This window comes from Actinoallomurus acanthiterrae (assembly GCF_054775715.1).
In genome coordinates this window covers 7,397,157-7,414,808 of record NZ_BAAHCO010000001.1, presented here as the reverse complement: position 1 = coordinate 7,414,808, position 17,652 = coordinate 7,397,157, and the positions used below count along the sequence as shown (strand labels likewise).

Annotated in this window: 15 protein-coding genes; 7 read left to right on the top strand and 8 right to left on the bottom strand. The window is 72.3% G+C overall.

Annotated elements, in window-relative coordinates:
* Positions 1-18: 18 nt before the first annotated feature.
* Positions 19-786, top strand: coding sequence for an enoyl-ACP reductase FabI (gene fabI / locus ACYVF7_RS34935; protein ID WP_460349124.1), 768 nt, complete (start codon positions 19-21; stop codon positions 784-786).
* Positions 787-887: 101 nt separating this feature from the next.
* On the opposite strand, the gene ACYVF7_RS34930 is transcribed toward fabI, so the two are convergent.
* From ACYVF7_RS34930 to ACYVF7_RS34915, 4 genes are all read right to left on the bottom strand, one after another.
* Positions 888-1,979 carry a serine hydrolase domain-containing protein gene (locus ACYVF7_RS34930; RefSeq protein WP_460349121.1) on the bottom strand — a complete coding sequence of 364 codons (1,092 nt, stop codon included), beginning with the start codon at positions 1,977-1,979 and terminating at the stop codon, positions 888-890.
* 185 nt (positions 1,980-2,164) lie between these two features.
* Positions 2,165-2,467 (bottom strand): hypothetical protein, encoded by a 303-nt coding sequence (locus ACYVF7_RS34925; RefSeq protein WP_460349118.1) that lies wholly within the window; start codon positions 2,465-2,467, stop codon positions 2,165-2,167.
* Between the two features lie 434 nt (positions 2,468-2,901).
* Entirely contained in the window at positions 2,902-4,506 is a 1,605-nt protein-coding gene (locus ACYVF7_RS34920) for a helix-hairpin-helix domain-containing protein (protein ID WP_460349115.1), read from the bottom strand.
* 277 nt (positions 4,507-4,783) lie between these two features.
* Complete coding sequence (locus tag ACYVF7_RS34915; RefSeq protein WP_460349113.1) at positions 4,784-5,722, bottom strand: aldo/keto reductase; 939 nt, start codon at positions 5,720-5,722, stop codon at positions 4,784-4,786.
* A gap of 152 nt (positions 5,723-5,874) precedes the next feature.
* Here ACYVF7_RS34915 and ACYVF7_RS34910 point away from each other — a divergent pair, with 152 nt between their 5' ends.
* Entirely contained in the window at positions 5,875-6,693 is an 819-nt protein-coding gene (locus ACYVF7_RS34910; RefSeq protein WP_460349111.1) for an undecaprenyl-diphosphate phosphatase, read from the top strand.
* 6 nt (positions 6,694-6,699) lie between these two features.
* Here the strand turns inward: ACYVF7_RS34910 and corA are convergent, their stop codons facing one another.
* The gene (gene corA / locus ACYVF7_RS34905) at positions 6,700-7,671 is read right to left on the bottom strand and encodes a magnesium/cobalt transporter CorA (protein ID WP_460349109.1); all 972 of its coding nucleotides are present in this window, start codon (positions 7,669-7,671) and stop codon (positions 6,700-6,702) included.
* A 103-nt stretch (positions 7,672-7,774) separates the two neighbouring features.
* Between corA and ACYVF7_RS34900 the strand changes: the two genes are divergently transcribed.
* From ACYVF7_RS34900 to ACYVF7_RS34890, 3 genes are read left to right on the top strand one after another with little or no spacing between them, the layout of a single operon-like run.
* Positions 7,775-8,437 (top strand): histidine phosphatase family protein, encoded by a 663-nt coding sequence (locus tag ACYVF7_RS34900; RefSeq protein ID WP_460349107.1) that lies wholly within the window; start codon positions 7,775-7,777, stop codon positions 8,435-8,437.
* A 10-nt stretch (positions 8,438-8,447) separates the two neighbouring features.
* Entirely contained in the window at positions 8,448-8,999 is a 552-nt protein-coding gene (locus tag ACYVF7_RS34895; RefSeq protein ID WP_460349105.1) for a DUF3090 domain-containing protein, read from the top strand.
* A 27-nt stretch (positions 9,000-9,026) separates the two neighbouring features.
* Positions 9,027-9,791: an SCO1664 family protein gene (locus ACYVF7_RS34890; RefSeq protein ID WP_460349103.1), complete on the top strand. Its 765-nt coding sequence runs from the start codon at positions 9,027-9,029 to the stop codon at positions 9,789-9,791.
* Between the two features lie 4 nt (positions 9,792-9,795).
* Here the strand turns inward: ACYVF7_RS34890 and ACYVF7_RS34885 are convergent, their stop codons facing one another.
* Positions 9,796-10,767, bottom strand: coding sequence for an alpha/beta hydrolase (locus ACYVF7_RS34885; RefSeq protein ID WP_460349100.1), 972 nt, complete (start codon positions 10,765-10,767; stop codon positions 9,796-9,798).
* A 195-nt stretch (positions 10,768-10,962) separates the two neighbouring features.
* On the opposite strand from ACYVF7_RS34885, the gene mshC reads away from it, so the two are divergent.
* A complete protein-coding gene (gene mshC, locus ACYVF7_RS34880) occupies positions 10,963-12,225 on the top strand; it encodes a cysteine--1-D-myo-inosityl 2-amino-2-deoxy-alpha-D-glucopyranoside ligase (protein WP_460358278.1) in 1,263 nt (420 codons plus the stop codon).
* 218 nt (positions 12,226-12,443) lie between these two features.
* Here the strand turns inward: mshC and ACYVF7_RS34875 are convergent, their stop codons facing one another.
* Positions 12,444-13,292, bottom strand: a complete 849-nt coding sequence (locus ACYVF7_RS34875; RefSeq protein ID WP_460349098.1) for a PAC2 family protein — start codon at positions 13,290-13,292, stop codon at positions 12,444-12,446.
* Positions 13,293-13,393: 101 nt separating this feature from the next.
* Complete coding sequence (locus tag ACYVF7_RS34870) at positions 13,394-13,852, bottom strand: universal stress protein (protein ID WP_460349096.1); 459 nt, start codon at positions 13,850-13,852, stop codon at positions 13,394-13,396.
* A 257-nt stretch (positions 13,853-14,109) separates the two neighbouring features.
* On the opposite strand from ACYVF7_RS34870, the gene metH reads away from it, so the two are divergent.
* Positions 14,110-17,583 carry a methionine synthase gene (gene metH, locus ACYVF7_RS34865; protein WP_460349094.1) on the top strand — a complete coding sequence of 1,158 codons (3,474 nt, stop codon included), beginning with the start codon at positions 14,110-14,112 and terminating at the stop codon, positions 17,581-17,583.
* Positions 17,584-17,652: the final 69 nt, after the last annotated feature.

Sequence of the window (17,652 nt, the reverse complement as noted above, 5' to 3'; positions counted from 1 at the left end):
CTGGAAATGGGACAGCGAATGGGCATTCTCGACGGCAAGCGGATTCTCGTCACCGGCGTCCTCACCGACGCCTCCATCGGCTTCCACGTGGCACGGCTGGCCCAGCAGGAGGGCGCGAGCGTGGTCGTGACCGGTTTCGGCCGCATGTCGCTCGTCGAGCGCATCGCCAAGCGGCTCCCGGAGACCCCGCCGGTGCTCGAGCTGGACGTCACGAACACCGAGCACCTCGACGGCCTCGCCGGGAAGGTCGCCGAGCACGTCGACGGGCTCGACGGGGTCGTGCACTCCATCGGGTTCGCGCCGCAGAGCGCGATGGGCGGCAACTTCATGAACACCCCGTGGGACGACGTCGCCACCGCGGTGCAGATCTCGACGTACTCCCTGAAGTCCCTCACGGCCGCCTGCCTGCCGCTGATGAAGAACGGCGGCTCGGTCGTGGGCCTGGACTTCGACAACGCCACGCAGGCCTGGCCGGTGTACGACTGGATGGGCGTGGCCAAGGCCGGCCTGGAGTCCACCGCCCGCTACCTCGCCAAGTACCTCGGCCCCGACGGCGTGCGCGTCAACCTCGTGGCCGCCGGGCCGCTCAAGACGATGGCGGCCAAGAGCATCCCGGGCTTCGAGGAGTTCACGAACGTCTGGCCGGAGAAGGCCCCGCTGGGCTGGGACGTCGCCGACCCGGAGCCGACCGCGAAGGCCTGCGTGGCGCTGCTGTCCGACTGGTTCCCCGCGACGACGGGCGAGATCGTCCACGTCGACGGCGGCGTCCACGCCGTCGGCGGCTGAGCGCCACCGGAGGCTGGTCCTCGGTCGTACGGGTCGCCGCGAGGGGCCGTCCGCGCATCACGCGGCCGGCCCCGGCGCCGGACCGCCTGTCGGCGGTGCGGTCAGCGGCAGGCCGCGAGGACGGCGTCGGCGACCTCGCTCACGTGGCGGGCGCCGCGCGGCCCGGAGGGCAGCAGGTCGGTCAGGTAGGCGAAGACCAGCCGCCGCGACGGGTCGGCCCAGGCGATGCAGCAGTTGCTGCCGTTGTGGCCGAACGCCCGCGGGCTGCTGAGCCGGCCCATCGGCCGGCTCAGGTCGCCTCCCGGGACCGGGCCGCCCAGCTGGAACCCCTGCGCCCACCGGATCGGCACGCCGAGGAAACGGTCGACCTCACCGTCGCTGGAGGGCCGGGCCGCCTCCTCGACCGTGGCCGGCTGGAGGATCCGTACGCCGTCCAGCGCGCCGCCGTCCAGGAGCGCCTGGTAGAAGCGTGCCAGGTCGCGCGCGGTCGCGGAGACCGCCGCGGAGGGGATGACCGCCTCGCGTGTCGAACGCCGGTTGAACAGCATCGCCGCCGTCCGCCCGGCCGGTCCGGCGGAGCGCACCGGAACATGCCGGGACCACAGCGGGCGGGGGAGCCCCAGGTGGAGGTCGGTCAGGCCGAGTGGACCCAGGAACGCCTCCTGGAGCAGGGCCCGTACCGGTGTTCCGGCGACCCGCTGGACCAGCTCGCCGAGGATCACGCCGTAGGTGAGGATGTGGTAGGCGGGGACCTGGCCGGGCGGCCATCGTGGACGGGCCCGCTCGACCTCGCGTACGGCCCGCTCCCAGTGCCGCATGGCCAGCGCGTCGCCCGCCACTCCGCGGGCCACCGGGACACCGGACCGGTGCTGGAGGACCTGCCGCACCGTGACGTCCTCCTTGCCGCGCCGGCCGAACTCCGGCCAGTACGCCGCGACACGCTCGTCGAGCGCCAGGTCGCCTCGCTGGGCCAGCAGGTGGACCAGCAACGCCGTGACCGGTTTCCCGGCCGAGAACAGGCAGAACAACGCGTCCGGGCGGCAGCCGAGCGCGCGGTCGAGGAGCACCCGCCCCTCCCGCAGCACGCACAGCTGCGCCGCGCCACCGCGCGCGCCGACGAGGTCGAGGGCGCGGGACAGCCGCGCCGGGTCGACGCCGAGTTCCTCAGGCGCGTGTTCCGCCCAGTCGGTCAACGGCCCTCGCCGCGGGCGAGAGCCGGGCGGATCGACGCCGGGCCCGGGCGGCGTCGCGGCGTCGACGCGTGCGGGTGGCGATGCGGCGCCGACGGGCGCGGGTGGCGATGCGGCGCCGACGGGCGCGGCCGACCGCCTGAGCGGCGACGACGATGGGGCTTCCCGGTCACGGCCGAGCGCACCCGTCAGCGGGAGCGCGGTCGCCGCAGGCGGCGGTTGAGCACGCTGAGGTTCAGCGCTGTGACCGCGCCGATCAGCCCGGAGGCGGTCGCCACGAGCAGCGGCGGGACCGGCTCTCCCGCCGGGTCGCTGGCCGCCACCAGGCGGGCCGGCGTCGTCTGCTCCTGGCGGACGGGCGAGTCCTGCGGGTACACGAGCGGGTTCTGGGAGGTGATGTCGGGCAGCGCGGGGCCCTGCTGCTGGGGCGCTGCCACCTGCGGCGCGCCCCCGTTCGCGCCCGCCGCGGGGGGAGCGACCGGCTGATCCACCGAGCCGGATCCGGATCCGGACCCGCCGCCCGAACCCGAGTGCGACCCGCCGCCCGAGCCGGACCCGGAGTGGCCTGAATGACCAGAGGACGGCCTGCTCTTCGGCGTGCTGGGCTTCGGCTTGGGCTTGGTGGACCCGCCCGACTTCGGAGGGCTCGCCGGTTTGCCGGTACCGCCGCCCAGGATGCTGCAGAGGAGGGGACCGAGCTTGCATTCGCCCGCCGTACGGACCGTGGAGCGCGAAGACGCCGACGCCGGGCCGGCGCGGCCATGAAGAACACCATCGCGCCGGCGGACACCGTCGCCGACGCGACGCCGACGCGCCGCCAGTCTCGCCTTGAGGCCATGTCGCTCCCCTGAAGTCGTCTCCCGTTGTTACTGACAACTGGTCCAACGAGACGAGCGTTACATGGAAACGCGTTAAACGATAGGCCTTACAGATCCGCCATGTTCTCGCGCAGCAGCGCCGTGAGGCGGGTGCGGCGGGACGGCTCGGCGCGATCGCGCACCGCGCGGGCCAGCTCCGGGCCGGCGGCGTGCACCACCGACAGGTGCCGCCGCGCCCGGCTGAACGCGCCCACCGTCAGCGGCCGGGACAACGCGCCGCCCGCCTCCCCGGGCAGCACGGCCACGACGGCCGGCCAGCGTGTGCCCTGGGCACGGAGGACGGTCACCGCCCAGCCGTGCCGCACCGCCGACGCGGGGACTGTCGCCTTACCGGACGGGAACGCGACCTCCAGCATGCCCCGGTCCGGGTCCGCGCCGATCACCGAGCCGAACTCGCCCGCCGCGGCGCCCGGCAGGTCCGTGACGGCGACGACCCGGTCACCGGCGTCGTACGGGCCCGGCCCGGGGTTGAGCCTGTCCTTCAGCGCACGGTTGAGCGCGTCGGCGCCGGCCTCCCCGCGGCGTACGGGCGTCACCGCGAGGATCTCCTCGGCCGGGATGCCCAGCGCGCGGGGGATCGAGTCCGTGACGAGCTGGACCGTGCGGTGCGCCGCCTCGCGGGACTCGGCCGCCGGGACGATGACGACCTCGCGGTCCGGGGACTCCACCGCGGCGAGGGCCCCCTCCCGGACCGCGGCCGTGAGCCGGCCGATCACGTCCTGCGGCGCGGCGGGCAGCTCCGTCACCGGCACCGTGCCGGAGGCGATGATGTCGGCGAGGACGCGGCCCGCGCCGGACGGCGACGGCGCCGCCGGGTCGCCGGCGAGCACCAGATGCGTGCCGTCCATGCAGGCCTCGACGAGCGCGGCCGCGCGCTCGACGTCGAGGGTGCCGGCCTCTGCCACGACGACGAGGTCGGCCTCGAGCGGACGGTCCTCCCCACGGGAGTAGCCGCCCGGCCCCGGCTCCAGCAGTAGGTGCAGGGACCGGGCTCCGCCGAGCGCCTGCGCGGCCCGGTCCGTCGGGGCGGTGACGATCACGCCGGGGACGTCGCGCAACCCCCGCAGGACCTCCTCCACGGCCTCCGGCGCCCCCGCCAGCACGCTGACACCGCTCTCGAAGACCGCCGCAGGGACGCCGTCGGCGGCCGGCAGCGGGTCGGCCATGGCGGTCAGCCGCGCGAGGCCCTCGGCGACCGTCTCCTCCGCGGTGGTGAGGCGCGCCAGGCCGAGAAGCTCGCTCTCGGACGCCTCATCCATCACCGCGGCGATCTCCCCGGCGGCGATGGACGCGCGCAGCGCCTCCACGGCGTCGCCCGGGTCGAAGGGCTCCAGGGCCGACAGGATCGCCTTCGCGGCGGTGACCGTGTGGCCGTCGCCCGCGGCCCGCAGCAGCAGGTGCGCGGCGAGCGCCGCCGCGCGGCGCGGATCGTGCGGCCCGGTGTCCCCGCCGAGCAGCCGGCGGGCGAAGAAGTCGGCCTGCTCGGGCCGTACGCCGGGGATCTCCATCAACCGCCACGGGTCGTCGCGCAGGGTCTTGGCGGCGGTCTCGCCGAGGCGGGCCAGCGCCTCGGGCGCGAGCCGGGCCGGGACGTCGGTGGCCGCGAAGAGCTCGGCCACCTCGGAAAGAGGGCCGGAGAAGGTCTCAGTCATCGCTCGCACACTTTAGTGCCGTCGCCCCCGGCGATGGGCCCGGACGATCGCACGGCCTACGATCATCGCCCCGTACGGAGTCGCCCCGGACGCCCGCGTACCTGCCGGGCGGCGCGTCACTCGGAGGAATCGCACGGCCTGCGATCGTCGTCTCGTACGGAGTCGCGTCGGACGCCCGCGCACCCGCCGGGGCGTCACTCGGAGGAATCGCACGGCCTACGGTCGTCGCCTCGCACGGGCTCGCACCGGACGCCCGCGTGTCCGCCGGGCGGGTGCGTCACTCGGATGAGACGTCGTCGAGCGCGTCGCGGATCTCGGCCGGCAGGGCGACCTCCTCGGCCTTGAGGATCGCGGCCAGCTGGACCGCCGTGCGCGCCCCGATGATCGGGGCGGCCACGCCGGGCCGGTCGCGCACCCAGCTGAGCGCGACGGCCAGCGGCGACACACCGAGTCCCTCGGCGGCCGTGGACACCGACTCGACGATCTGGGCGCCGCGCTCGCTCAGGTAGGGCTGCACGAACTCGGCGTAGTGCGGGGTCGCCGCCCGTGAGTCGGCAGGGATGCCGGTGCGGTACTTGCCGGTGAGCACCCCGCGGCCGAGCGGCGAGCAGGGGAGCACACCGACGCCGAGCTCGGCCGCCGCGGGCAGCACGTCGTCCTCGATGTCGCGCCGCAGCAGGGAGTACTCCACCTGCGTGGAGACGATGGGCGTGCGGCCCGGCCAGGCCTTCTGCCAGGTCGCCGCGCGGGCGAGCTCCCACGCGGCGAAGTGCGACACGCCCACGTAGCGAGTCCGGCCGGAGCCGACGGCGTCGTCGAGGGCGGACAGCGTCTCCTCGAGCGGGGTGTGCGCGTCGTACGCGTGCAGCTGCCAGAGGTCCACGTGGTCGACGCCCAGCCGCTCCAGGGAGTCGTCGAGGGCGCGCAGCAGGTGACGCCGGGAGGCGTCGCGGGTGCCGTCCGCGGTGAGCACGGCCTTGGTGGCGATCACCAGGTCGTCACGGGCGACGACCTGGCCAATGAGCGCGCCGAGCACCCGCTCGCTCTCGCCGCCGCAGTAGACGTCCGCGGTGTCGATCAGGGTGCCGCCCGCCTCGACGAAGGCGGCGAGCTGGGCGGCGGCGTCCTCGACCTCGGTGTCCCCGCCCCACGTCATCGTTCCGAGGCCGAGACGGGAAACGGCCAGGCCGCTCCGGCCGAGGTGACGCTGTTTCATGCCTGCGGAGCGTATCGGCAGTCAAGGGCTTCGTCCGCACTCGGGGACACGCGCACCCATGGGACGAGCCGGGGCCGTCGCGGCACTAGGCTGCCATCGTCATTCGGCGATCCCGTGCCGGCCGGTCGGGTGTTCAAGGAGAGACCGTACCCGTGAACTTCGTGCAAGCGACCGTGTTGGGCATCGTGCAGGGCCTCACCGAGTTCCTGCCGATCTCCAGCTCGGCACATCTTCTGATCGTGCCGCGGCTGCTCGGCTGGAAGGACCCGGGCGCGGCGTTCACGGCGGTCATCCAGCTCGGCACGATGCTCGCGGTCCTGCTCTTCTTCTGGAAGGACATCGTCCGCATCATCGGCACGTGGTTCCGCAGCCTCTTCGACAAGGAGCTGCGCGGCCATCTCGACGCGCGGATGGGATGGTACGTCGGGCTCGGCACGATCCCGGTCTCGGTCGTCGGCCTGGCGTTCAACCACCTGATCGAGGGCCCGGCCCGCAACCTCTGGATCAACGCGGGCTCGCTCATCGTCATGGGCCTGGTGATGATGATCGCCGAGTGGGCGGGCCGGCAGAAGCTCGAGGTCGGCGACCTGAACATGCGCGACGGGCTGATCATCGGCGGCTTCCAGTGCCTCGCGCTGATTCCCGGGTCCTCGCGGTCGGGCTCCACCATCACCGGCGGCCTCTTCCTCGGGTACACCCGCGAGGCCGCGGCGCGCTATTCCTTCCTGCTGTCCATCCCGGCGGTGGTCCTGTCCGGCCTGTTCGAGCTGCGCAAGGTGAGCGATGGCGGCCTGCCGGTCGCCGGCACGGCCGTCGCCACCGTCGTGTCGTTCGTGGTCGGCTACGCCTCGATCGCCTGGCTGCTGAAGTTCCTGGTCCGCCACTCGACGCTGCTGTTCACCTACTACCGCGTGGCCCTCGGCGGCGTCCTGATCGGCCTGCTCGCCGCCGGGGCGATCACCGCGACCTGATCCGCCTCAGAGCCAGCCGCTCTTGCGGAACCAGCGGTACAGCCCGACGCAGATCCCCAGGATCACCAGGAGCGCCGCCGGGTAGCCCCACGACTCCTTCAGCTCCGGCATGTGCGTGAAGTTCATCCCGTACACGCCGGTGACCATCGTGGGCACCGCGAGGATCGCCGCCCAGGCGGAGATCTTGCGCATGTCCTCGTTCTGCTGCATGCCGACCTGGGCCAGGTGCGCGTTCAGCACGTTGGTCAGCAGCTCGCTGTGGGAGTCGACGCGTTCATCGACGCGCAGCAGGTGGTCGAGGACGTCGCGGAAGTACTCCAGCGCGCCGTCCGGGAGCTGGACCCGGCGCTTGACGATGTCCTGCAGGACCGGGATGAGCGGGTCCTCCGCGCCGCGGAACTCGAGCACCTCGCGCTTGAGGTCGTAGATCTTCTCGGTCACCGTGGTGCGTTCCGGCGAGAAGACCTGGCGCTCCAGTTCGATGATGTCGGTCTCGACCTCGTGCGCGATCGTCTCGTACCGGTCGACGATCTCGTCGAGGACCGTGTAGAGGACGGCGCCGGGCCCGTAGGACATCAGGTCCGCGTCGCCCTCCAGACGCCGGCGCACCTCCTTGAGGGGGCTGCCCTGCCCGTGCCGGACCGTGATGACGAAGTCCGCGCCGACGAACAGCATGATCTCGCCGACCTCGATGTCGGAGGTCTCGTCGACGTAGTGCAGCGTCTTCACGACGACGAACAGCGCGTCGCCGTAGCGTTCGAGCTTGGGCCGCTGGTGGGCGTTGACGGCGTCCTCGATCGCCAGGGGATGGAGCTTCAGCTCGTCGGCGACGAGGTCGAACTCCTCGCGGGTCGGCTCGTGAAGGCCGATCCACATGAAGGCGTCGCCGTTCTCGCGAGCGAGGTCGAGGGCGTCGCTGAGATCGCCGTCGACGGTCTGCCGCTCGCCCTTTCGGTAGATGGCGCAATCCATGATCATGGCAGCACATTGTGACGCATCGGGGGTTAACAAATCGTCCAACGGTGCCTACCCAGCGAAACGCGCGGCAAGCACCGTTCGAACTGCGACTAGAGTTCACCGGGTGGCCACACTTCTGCTGGTACGCCATGGGCTGACCGAGATGACCGGGCCGGTGCTCGCGGGCTGGACACCGGGGGTGCACCTGGACGAGCGCGGCCGGCGGCAGGTCGCCGAGCTCGCGGCGCGGCTCGCGCCGGTGTCCCTGGACGTGATCGTCTCGAGTCCGCTGGAGCGCTGCCAGGAGACCGCGCGGGCGATCCTGGCCGGGCGCGACGGTCTGGGCGTCCAGACCGACGAGCGGTTCGGCGAGGTCCGGTACGGCGAGTGGACCGGCCGCCCCCTCGAGGAGCTGGCCAAGGAGGACCTCTGGAAGGTCGTCCAGGCGCACCCGAGCGCCGCCCGGTTCCCCGGCGGGGAGTCCCTCGCCGAGGCGCAGCACCGGGCCGTGTCCGCGGTCCGGGAGTGGAACGCCCGGCTCGCCCCGGAGGCCACCTACCTCGTCTGCAGCCACGGCGACATCATCAAGGCGATCGTGGCCGACGCGCTCGGTCTCCACCTGGACCAGTTCCAGCGGATCCAGGCCGACCCGGCGGCTCTCACCGTCATCCGTTACACCGAGCTGCGCCCGTTCCTCGTGCGCCTGAACGACGTCGGCGGCCGAGTCGACGATCTTCTTGCGAAGTCGGGGCGGGACAGTGACGCAGCGGTCGGCGGCGGAGCGTAGGGTCATCCTCATGCCGGTCATCGCATACGACATGCCCGACAGGTTCGTGGCGGGCACCGTCGGCCAGCCGGGGGATCGCGCCTTCTTCCTTCAGGCGCGGGACGGACGTCGCGTCACCAGTGTGGGGCTGGAGAAGTTCCAGGTGACGTTGCTGGCCGAACGCCTCGAAGAGCTCTTGGACGAGGTCCTGCGCCAGGGCGGGGGCGCCACGGTGGTGCCCGCGGTCGCGCCCGTCGAACTGCAGGACGACGAGCCCCTCGAGCAGCCGATCGAAGAGGAGTTCCGGGTCGGGACCATGGCCCTCGCCTGGGACCCGGACGATCAGCGCGTCGTCATCGAGGCTCAGGAGATGACCGAGCGCGAGGACGACGAGGCCGACATCGGCAGCGACGACCCCGCCGTCGTGGTGCTGCGGGTGACCATCACCGCCGCCCAGGCACGCGCGTTCGCGCAGCGGGCCCTGAAGATCGTCGCGGCGGGACGGCCGCCGTGCCCGCTGTGCGGGCTCCCGCTCGACGCCCAGGGCCACGTGTGCCCTCGGCAGAACGGCCATCTTGGCTGAGACCTCGATCCCCTGGACACTTAAGCCATGAGTCAGCCCTCCAGGTCCGGCGTCGGCGGTGACGGCGCACTGACACCCGCGGACACCGAGGCCGCCCTCCGACTTCTGCAGCACGGCGACATGACCATCGAAGGGCGACTCGTCGCGGCCAGCAACGCGACGCTGTACTGCTCGATCGCGCACGACGACCTGCGGGCCAACTGCGTCTACAAGCCCGTGTCCGGCGAGCGCCCGCTGTGGGACTTCCCCGACGGCACCCTGGCCGGCCGTGAGGTCGCCGCCTATCTGGTCTCCGAGGAGATGGGCTGGCAGGTCGTGCCGCCGACCGTGCACCGCGACGGCCCCTTCGGGCCCGGCATGGTGCAGCTGTGGATCGAGCACGACACCGAGGTCGACCTGCTGGCGCTGTCGCGCGGCGACGACCCGGCCGTGCGCCGCATGGCCGTCTTCGACGCCGTGGTCAACAACGCCGACCGGAAGATCGGCCACCTCCTGCCGATCCGGAGCGGCCACGTCTACGGCTGCGACCACGGGGTGTGCTTCTCCGCCGAGTACAAGCTCCGCACGGTGCTGTGGCAGTGGCGGGGCAAGACCCTCACCTCCGAGGCCGTCGACGCCCTGCAGCGGGTGCGCCGATCCTTCACCCGGGACGGCTTCGCGCGACGGTTGTCCGCGCTGCTGACCGGCGAGGAGATCGAGGCGATCCACGGCCGGATCGAGCTCATGCTCAAACACCGGATCCACCCCTACCCTCCGGAGGACTGGCCCGCCATCCCGTGGCCGCCCCTGTAGGCGGCTACTGGGGCGAGCCGGTCGGGCTGGGGGAGTCGCGTACCGGGCCCGGCGCTCCGGCCTTCGTCCAGCCCTGGGCGAGGAACCCGAAGGCGTCCGGGAGGACGCTGCGCACGTAGTCCCAGTCGTGCTCGCCGGGGCGCACGTCGAGCACGGCCGGCACCCCCGCGGCGTCGAGCAGCTTCTTGAACCGCTGCGGCTCGCCCTTGATGACGTCGTTGTCATCGTTCTCGGCGGCGGACAGGAAGATCCGCAGCCGCCGGGCGGCGGTGAGGTTCTGGTCCGGCCGGTTCGCGGTGATGACGGCGTCCTTGTCGGCGAACATGTGCGACGGGTCGTCGACGTGGAAGTAGCCGGAGATCGAGGTCACCGAGCCGAACACGTCGGGGTGCCGCAGCGCGAGGTTCATCGAGCCGTACCCGCCCATGGAGAACCCGCCGATGGCGCGGTGTGCGGCGTCCCGGCGGTGCGGTCCCTCGACGGCGGGGATCACTTCGTTGAGCAGCCGGTCCTCGATCCGGTCGGACCCGTCGACGGCGTTCGCCCATTCGGTGTCGTCGTGGTGGCTGCCGTTGCCGTCCGGCACCGCCAGCACGAACGGCGTGCCCCCGTGGGCGACGTACGCCGCGACCTGCCGGGCGAGCCCCTCGTCGTCGATCAGGGTCTTGGGGTCGCTGGGCACGCCGTGCAGGAAGTACAGGACGGGCAGCTTGCGCGTCTCCGGCACGTCCGGACGCCACACGTACACCCCGTACGCCTTGTGGTCGGCCGGGTCGGTGACCTGGATCTGCGTCAGCCCCGGGCGCGCCGGGGACGGGGTGTCGACGTCGGCCGGGTGGCGGGTGTCGGCCGCGCCGTGGTGCAGGCCCACGGTGACGGTCACGTACGCGAGTCCGAGCGCCAGCGCGAGTGTTCCCGCCCACACGGAAAGGCCCGCCAGCGGCGAGCGACGGCGCTTCCTACGGTGTTTCGACACAGACGTGGACTCAGACCTGGGGGAGGGGACGGGCGCAACCAGACTTCCATATCGCCGATGGACCAGCAGTTATTCCACGCCACATGGGCGACTCTTTACCCTTTGCCCGCGAGGTGGAACCGTGTCCGGGTATACGAATGATCGTCCGTGGGCCGAACCTGCCCGACGGGCCGCCCGGTAGCTGCGGTTAGGCTGCTGGGTATGCGATCGTGGCCCGCCCCCAAGGTCCCCAGCCTGGCCGAACACGGCCTTCCCGCCCCCGGCGACGTCCGGCTGAGCGTCTACGACTCGGCCGCCGGCGCCGTACGCCCCACCGATCCCGGCCCGACCGCGCGGATGTACGTCTGCGGCATCACGCCTTACGACGCGACCCATCTGGGTCACGCCGCGACCTACCTCGCGTTCGACCTGGTGAACCGCGTGTGGCGCGACACCGGGCGCGACGTCCACTACGTGCAGAACACCACCGACATCGACGACCCCCTGCTCGAGCGTGCCGGGCAGACCGGGGAGGACTGGCGGGTGCTGGCCGAGCGGGAGATCGCGCTGTTCCGCGACGACATGACCGCCCTGCGCGTGCTTCCTCCCCGTGAGTACGCCGGCGCCGTCGAGTCGATCCCGCTGATCGTCGAGTTCATCGACGGGCTCCGGGCCAAGGGCGCGACGTACGAGCTGGACGGCGACCTGTACTTCCCGGTCTCCGTCGACCCGTCGTTCGGATCGGTGAGCGGCCTGTCGCCGAAGGAGATGCTGCCGCTGTTCGCCGAGCGCGGCGGCGATCCCGGCCGCAAGGGCAAGAAGGACCCCCTGGACGCCCTCCTCTGGCAGGCCGAGCGCCCCGGCGAGCCGGCCTGGGACTCCCCGTTCGGGCGGGGCCGGCCCGGCTGGCACGTCGAGTGCTCGGCGATCTCCGTGCACAACCTCGGCATGGCCTTCGACATCGAGGGCGGCGGCTCGGACCTGGTCTTCCCCCACCACGAGATGGGCGCCTCCCACGCCGAGGTCGCCACCGGGGAGCGCCCGCACGCCAAGGCGTACGTCCACGCGGGCATGGTCGCCTTGGACGGCGAGAAGATGTCCAAGTCGCGCGGCAACCTCGTCTTCGTGTCGCGCCTGCGCGCCGACGGCGCCGACCCGATGGCGATCCGGCTCGCGCTGCTCGACCACCACTACCGCTCCGACTGGGAGTGGACCGCCGACGACCTGACTCGCGCCCAGGCACGCCTGGCCCGCTGGCGGGAGTCGGTCCTGCTGCCGGCGGCGCCCCCGGCGGGCGATCTCGTGGGCCGGATCCGGCGACACCTCGCCGACGACCTCGACGCGCCCGCGGCGCTCCTCGCCGTCGACCGCTGGGCCGACCACGCGCTCAGCGTCACCGACGAGGACCGGGAGGCGGACGCCGCCGCGCCCGGCCTGGTCCGCGCCGCCCTCGACGCGCTCCTCGGCATCGAACTGTGACGCTTCCCCGGCGAGGCCTGTCCTCGCCGGGGCCGCTCACCGCTTGGCCGGGCCGTTCACCGACGCGGCTCTACGCGGCCCGGCCGGACCGTTCACCGACCCGGCGCCTCGCAAGACTCCGCGGTGGTCCGGCGCCGTACGACCAAGCGCCCCGCAAGGGTGGTCCGGGACACCGCCCGGGTGCTTCACCGAGGCGCTCGGAGCGGCGGGCTCTTCGGCTATTCGGAGTCGCCGCGGCGGCGCAGGTAGCGCTCGAACTCCCGGGCGATCGCGTCGCCGCTGGCCTCCGGAAGCTCGGTGGCGTCCTTCTGCTCCTCCAGGGCGCGGACGTACTCCGCGACCTCCGAGTCCTGCTCGGCGAGCTCGTTGACGCCGTTCTCCCAGGCCCGCGCCTGTTCGGGCAGCTCGCCGAGGGACACCGAGATGTCGAGGATGTCCTCGACCCACCGCAGCAGCGCCAGCGTCGCCTTCGGGGACGGCGGCTGCGCCACGTAGTGCGGCACCGCGGCCCACAGGGAGACCGTCTCCAGGTCGGCGTTCGCGCAGGCGTCCTGCAACACGCCGAGGATGCCCGTCGGACCTTCGTACCGGGCCGGCTCGAGTCGCATGCGCTTGGCCAGGCCGGCGTCGGAGGAGGCCGCGGTCACCGGCACGGGACGGGTGTGGGGGGCGTCGGCCAGCAACGCGCCGAGCAGCACGACGGTCTCGGCGCCCAGCTCGAGCATGATGCCGACGAGGTCCCGGCAGAACGCCCGCCAGCGCATGTTCGGCTCGATGCCGTGGATCAGCACCACGTCACGGTCGGAGCCCGGCAGCTTGGCCACCGACAGGCGGGTCGTCGGCCAGCTGATGCGCCGGGTCTGCCCGTCGACCATCTCGACGGTGGGCCGCGTCACCTGGAAGTCGTAGTAGTCGTCCGGGTCGAGCGCCGCCAGCGGGGTGGCACCCCAGCTCTCCTCCAGGTGGGTTATCACTCCGCTCGCCGCTTCGCCGGCGTCGTTCCACCCTTCGAAGGCGGCGATCACCACCGGCTCGACGAGCTCCGGCACATCGTCGAGCTCGACCACGCGCTGCCTCCCCATCGACGTCCGATAAACGACATGTCCAGCCTATGTCCTGTACCCGCCCTGGCGTCCCCTTGAGATCACGTCAGGTTTCACGGCGGCCGTCACCGGCCGTCGGTCGTCCGGACGATGAGGATGTCGCAGGGGGCGCGGTGGGACAGGTTCGCCGGCACGGAGCCCAGTATCCGGCCCGCGAGGCTGTTCAGCCCGCGGTTGCCGACCACGATCAGGTCGGCGTGGCGGTCGCCGGCCAGTTCGACCAGGGTGTCGACGGCGTCACCCTCGATGGCGACCTCGTCGATGTCGCGGGCGCCGGCGGCGACGGCCCGCTCGCGGGCGGCGCGCAGCGCGTCGTCGGCGGGCGTGGAGCCCTCGATCTTGTAGGCGAGGTCGCCGAGCCGGTCGGCGGCGTGCTGCCGCTCACGGGCGGGCATCGGATGGTAGGCGCAGGCGAGGACCAGCGTCGCACCGGCGTCGGCCGCGATCCGCGCCGCGGCCTCGACCGCCCGGAACGAGGATGTGGAACCGTCGGTGCCGACGAGGACGGTGCTGTATGAACCCACGGGCCCTCCTAGGTTTGATCCCTAAGTCACAACGCGCCTCGACCGTAACGGTTACGGAACGCACGCGGGCCGAGACGTCGATCACGTTCGGCCGGACGGCGGCCTTGGGGACGCGCACGATCGGGGCCGGGGGCCTGGAACGCGCATGATCGGGGCCGGGGGCCGGGGGCCGTGGCCTGGCACACACACGATCGGGGCCTGGGCCGGGGATGCGCACGGATCGAGGTCCGGGAGGGCCGCCGATAGGCTAAGGGCCCATGAGTGCGACGCCAGAGACCCTTCGCCAGGCCCTCCGTGACCGTGTCGTCGTGGCCGACGGCGGCATGGGGACGATGCTCCAGGCGGCGGGCCCGACCCTCGACGACTTCGAGGGTCACGAGGGCTGCAACGAGATCCTCAACGTGACCAGACCGGACATCGTGCGCCGGGTGCACGCGGAGTACTTCGCCGCCGGTGTCGACTGCGTCGAGACCAACACCTTCGGCGCCAACCTCGGCAACCTCGGCGAGTACGGCATCACCGAGCGCATCGAGGAGCTGTCGGAGGCCGGGGCGCGGATCGCCTGCGAGGTCGCCGCGGAGCTGTCGACGCCCGGCCGGCCGCGCTGGGTCCTGGGCTCGATGGGCCCCGGCACGAAGCTGCCGACGCTCGGCCACGTGCCCTTCGCCGAGTTGCGCGACGCGTACGAGCGCAACGCCGCCGGCCTGATCGCGGGCGGCGCGCACGCCCTCATCATCGAGACCTGCCAGGACGTGCTGCAGGCCAAGGCGGCCATCATCGGCGCCAAGCGGGCGATCGCCAGGGCCGGTGCCGGCACGGTCCTCATCGGGCAGGTCACGATCGAGCAGAACGGCGCGATGCTGCTCGGCTCGGAGATCGGCGCGGCCCTGACCGCCCTGGAGCCCCTCGAGCTCGACGTCATCGGCCTCAACTGCGCGACCGGCCCGGCCGAGATGAGCGAGCACCTGCGCTACCTCGCCCGGCACTCCACCACCGCGCTGTCGTGCATGCCCAACGCCGGGCTGCCGCAGCTGACCGCGGACGGCGCGTTCTACCCGCTGACGCCGGGGGAGCTGGCCGACGCGCACGACACCTTCACCCGGGAGTTCGGCCTGTCGCTGGTCGGCGGCTGCTGCGGCACCACCCCCGAGCACCTGCGCCACGTCGTGGAGAGGGTACGGGGGCGGGAGGTCGCCACCCGCCGGCCGCGGCCGGAGGCCGGCGCCGCCTCCCTCTACCAGCACGTGCCGTTCCGGCAGGACACCTCCTACCTGGCGATCGGCGAGCGCACCAACGCCAACGGCTCCAAGGCGTTCCGGGAGGCGATGCTGGAGGGCCGCTGGGACGACTGCGTCAAGATCGCCCGTGACCAGGCCCGCGACGGCGCCCACATGCTCGACCTGTGCGTCGACTACGTCGGTCGCGACGGCGTCGCCGACATGAAGGAGCTGGCGTTCCGGTTCGCCACCGCCTCCACCCTGCCGATCGTGCTCGACTCGACGGAGCCGCCGGTCATCCAGGCCGGGCTGGAGATGCTAGGCGGCCGCGCCGTCATCAACTCGGTCAACTACGAGGACGGCGACGGCCCCGAGTCCCGCACCGCCCGGCTCATGCCGGTCGTCAAGGAGCACGGCGCCGCGGTCATCGCCCTGACGATCGACGAGGAGGGCCAGGCCCGTACGGCGGAGTGGAAGGCCCGGGTCGCCGACCGGCTGATCGCGGACCTGACCGGCACGTGGGGCATGCGCCCCGACGACATCATCATCGACTGCCTGACCTTCACCATCGGCACCGGCCAGGAGGAGTCGCGGCGCGACGCCGTCGAGACGATCGACGCGATCCGCGAGATCAAGCGGCGGCACCCGACCGTCCAGACCACGCTCGGCCTGTCCAACGTCTCCTTCGGCCTCAACCCGGCCGCCCGCATCGTCCTCAACTCCGTCTTCCTCAACGAGTGCGCCAACGCGGGCCTGGACTCCGCGATCGTGCACGCCTCCAAGATCCTGCCGATGGCGCGGATCCCCGACGAGCAGCGCCAGGTGGCGCTCGACCTCGTCTACGACCGGCGCCGGGACGGCTACGACCCGCTGCAGCGGTTCCTGGAGCTGTTCGAAGGCGTCGACGCGGCGGCGATGCGCGCCGACCGGGCCGCCGAGCTCGCCGGCCTGCCGCTGTGGGAGCGGCTGAAGCGCCGCATCATCGACGGCGAGCTGGACGGGCTGAACGCCGACCTCGACGAGGCCCTGGGCCGGCGACCGGCCCTGGAGATCGTCAACGACGTGCTCCTCGACGGCATGAAGACGGTGGGCGAGCTGTTCGGCTCCGGCGAGATGCAGCTGCCGTTCGTGCTGCAGTCCGCCGAGGTGATGAAGACCGCCGTGGCCTACCTCGAGCCGCACATGGAGAAGACCGACGAGGGCGGCAAGGGCCGGATCGTGCTGGCCACCGTCAAGGGCGACGTCCACGACATCGGCAAGAACCTCGTCGACATCATCCTGTCCAACAACGGCTACGAGGTGATCAACCTCGGGATCAAGCAGCCGATGTCGGCGATCCTCGAAGCGGCCAAGGAGCACCGCGCCGACGTGATCGGCATGTCCGGCCTCCTGGTCAAGTCCACGGTGATCATGAAGGAGAACCTCGAGGAGCTGAACTCCCGGGGGCTCGCCGAGCATTGGCCCGTGCTGCTCGGCGGCGCGGCGCTGACCCGCGCCTACGTCGAGCAGGACCTCGCCGAGCTGTTCGGGGGAGAGGTCCGCTACGCCCGGGACGCCTTCGAGGGACTCCGGCTCATGGACGCGGCCATGGCGGTCAAGCGCGGCGAGGAGGGCGCGGCGCTGCCGCCGCTTCGCCGCCGCCGCGTCGCCGGCGGGGCGAAGCTGAAGGTCACCGAGCCGGAGGACATGCCGAAGCGCTCCGACGTGGCCACCGACAACAAGGTCCCCGAGCCGCCGTTCTGGGGCGACCGGGTCGTCAAGGGCGTCCCGATGGCCGACTACGCCGCCTTCCTCGACGAGCGCGCCACCTTCATGGGCCAGTGGGGCCTGCGCGGAGCGCGCGGCGGCGACGGCCCCTCGTACGAGGAGCTCGTGGAGACCGAGGGGCGGCCCCGGCTGCGGATGTGGCTGGACCGCATCCAGACCGAGGGGCTCGTCGAGGCCGGCGTCGTGTACGGCTACTTCCCGTGCGTCAGTGAGGGCGACGACGTGGTCGTGCTGGACGGCGACGGGTCCGAGCGCGCCCGCTTCACCTTCCCCCGCCAGCGGCGCGACCGGCACCTGTGCCTCGCCGACTTCTTCCGGCCCCACGAGTCCGGGGACACCGACGTGATCGGCTTCCAGCTCGTGACGGTCGGCCCGAAGATCAGCAAGGCCACCCAGGAGCTGTTCGAGAAGAACGCCTACCGCGACTACCTCGAGCTGCACGGCCTGTCGGTGCAGCTCGCCGAGGCGCTCGCCGAGTACTGGCACACCCGCGTCCGCTCGGAGCTGGGATTCGGCGGCGAGGACCCCGGCGACCTCGAGGAGTTCTTCAAGCTCGGCTACCGGGGCGCGCGGTTCTCCCTCGGGTACGGCGCCTGCCCGGACCTCGAGGACCGGGCCAAGATCGTCGAGCTGCTGCGGCCGGACCGCATCGGCGTGACGCTGTCGGAGGAGTTCCAGCTCGTCCCGGAGCAGTCCACCGACGCGATCGTCGTGCACCACCCGGAGGCCAAGTACTTCAACACGTGACGTACACCTGAGGCCCACCGTTCCGTCTCCCGGTGCGGGTACCCTTCGTTGCCCCATTTCCGCGGGGGA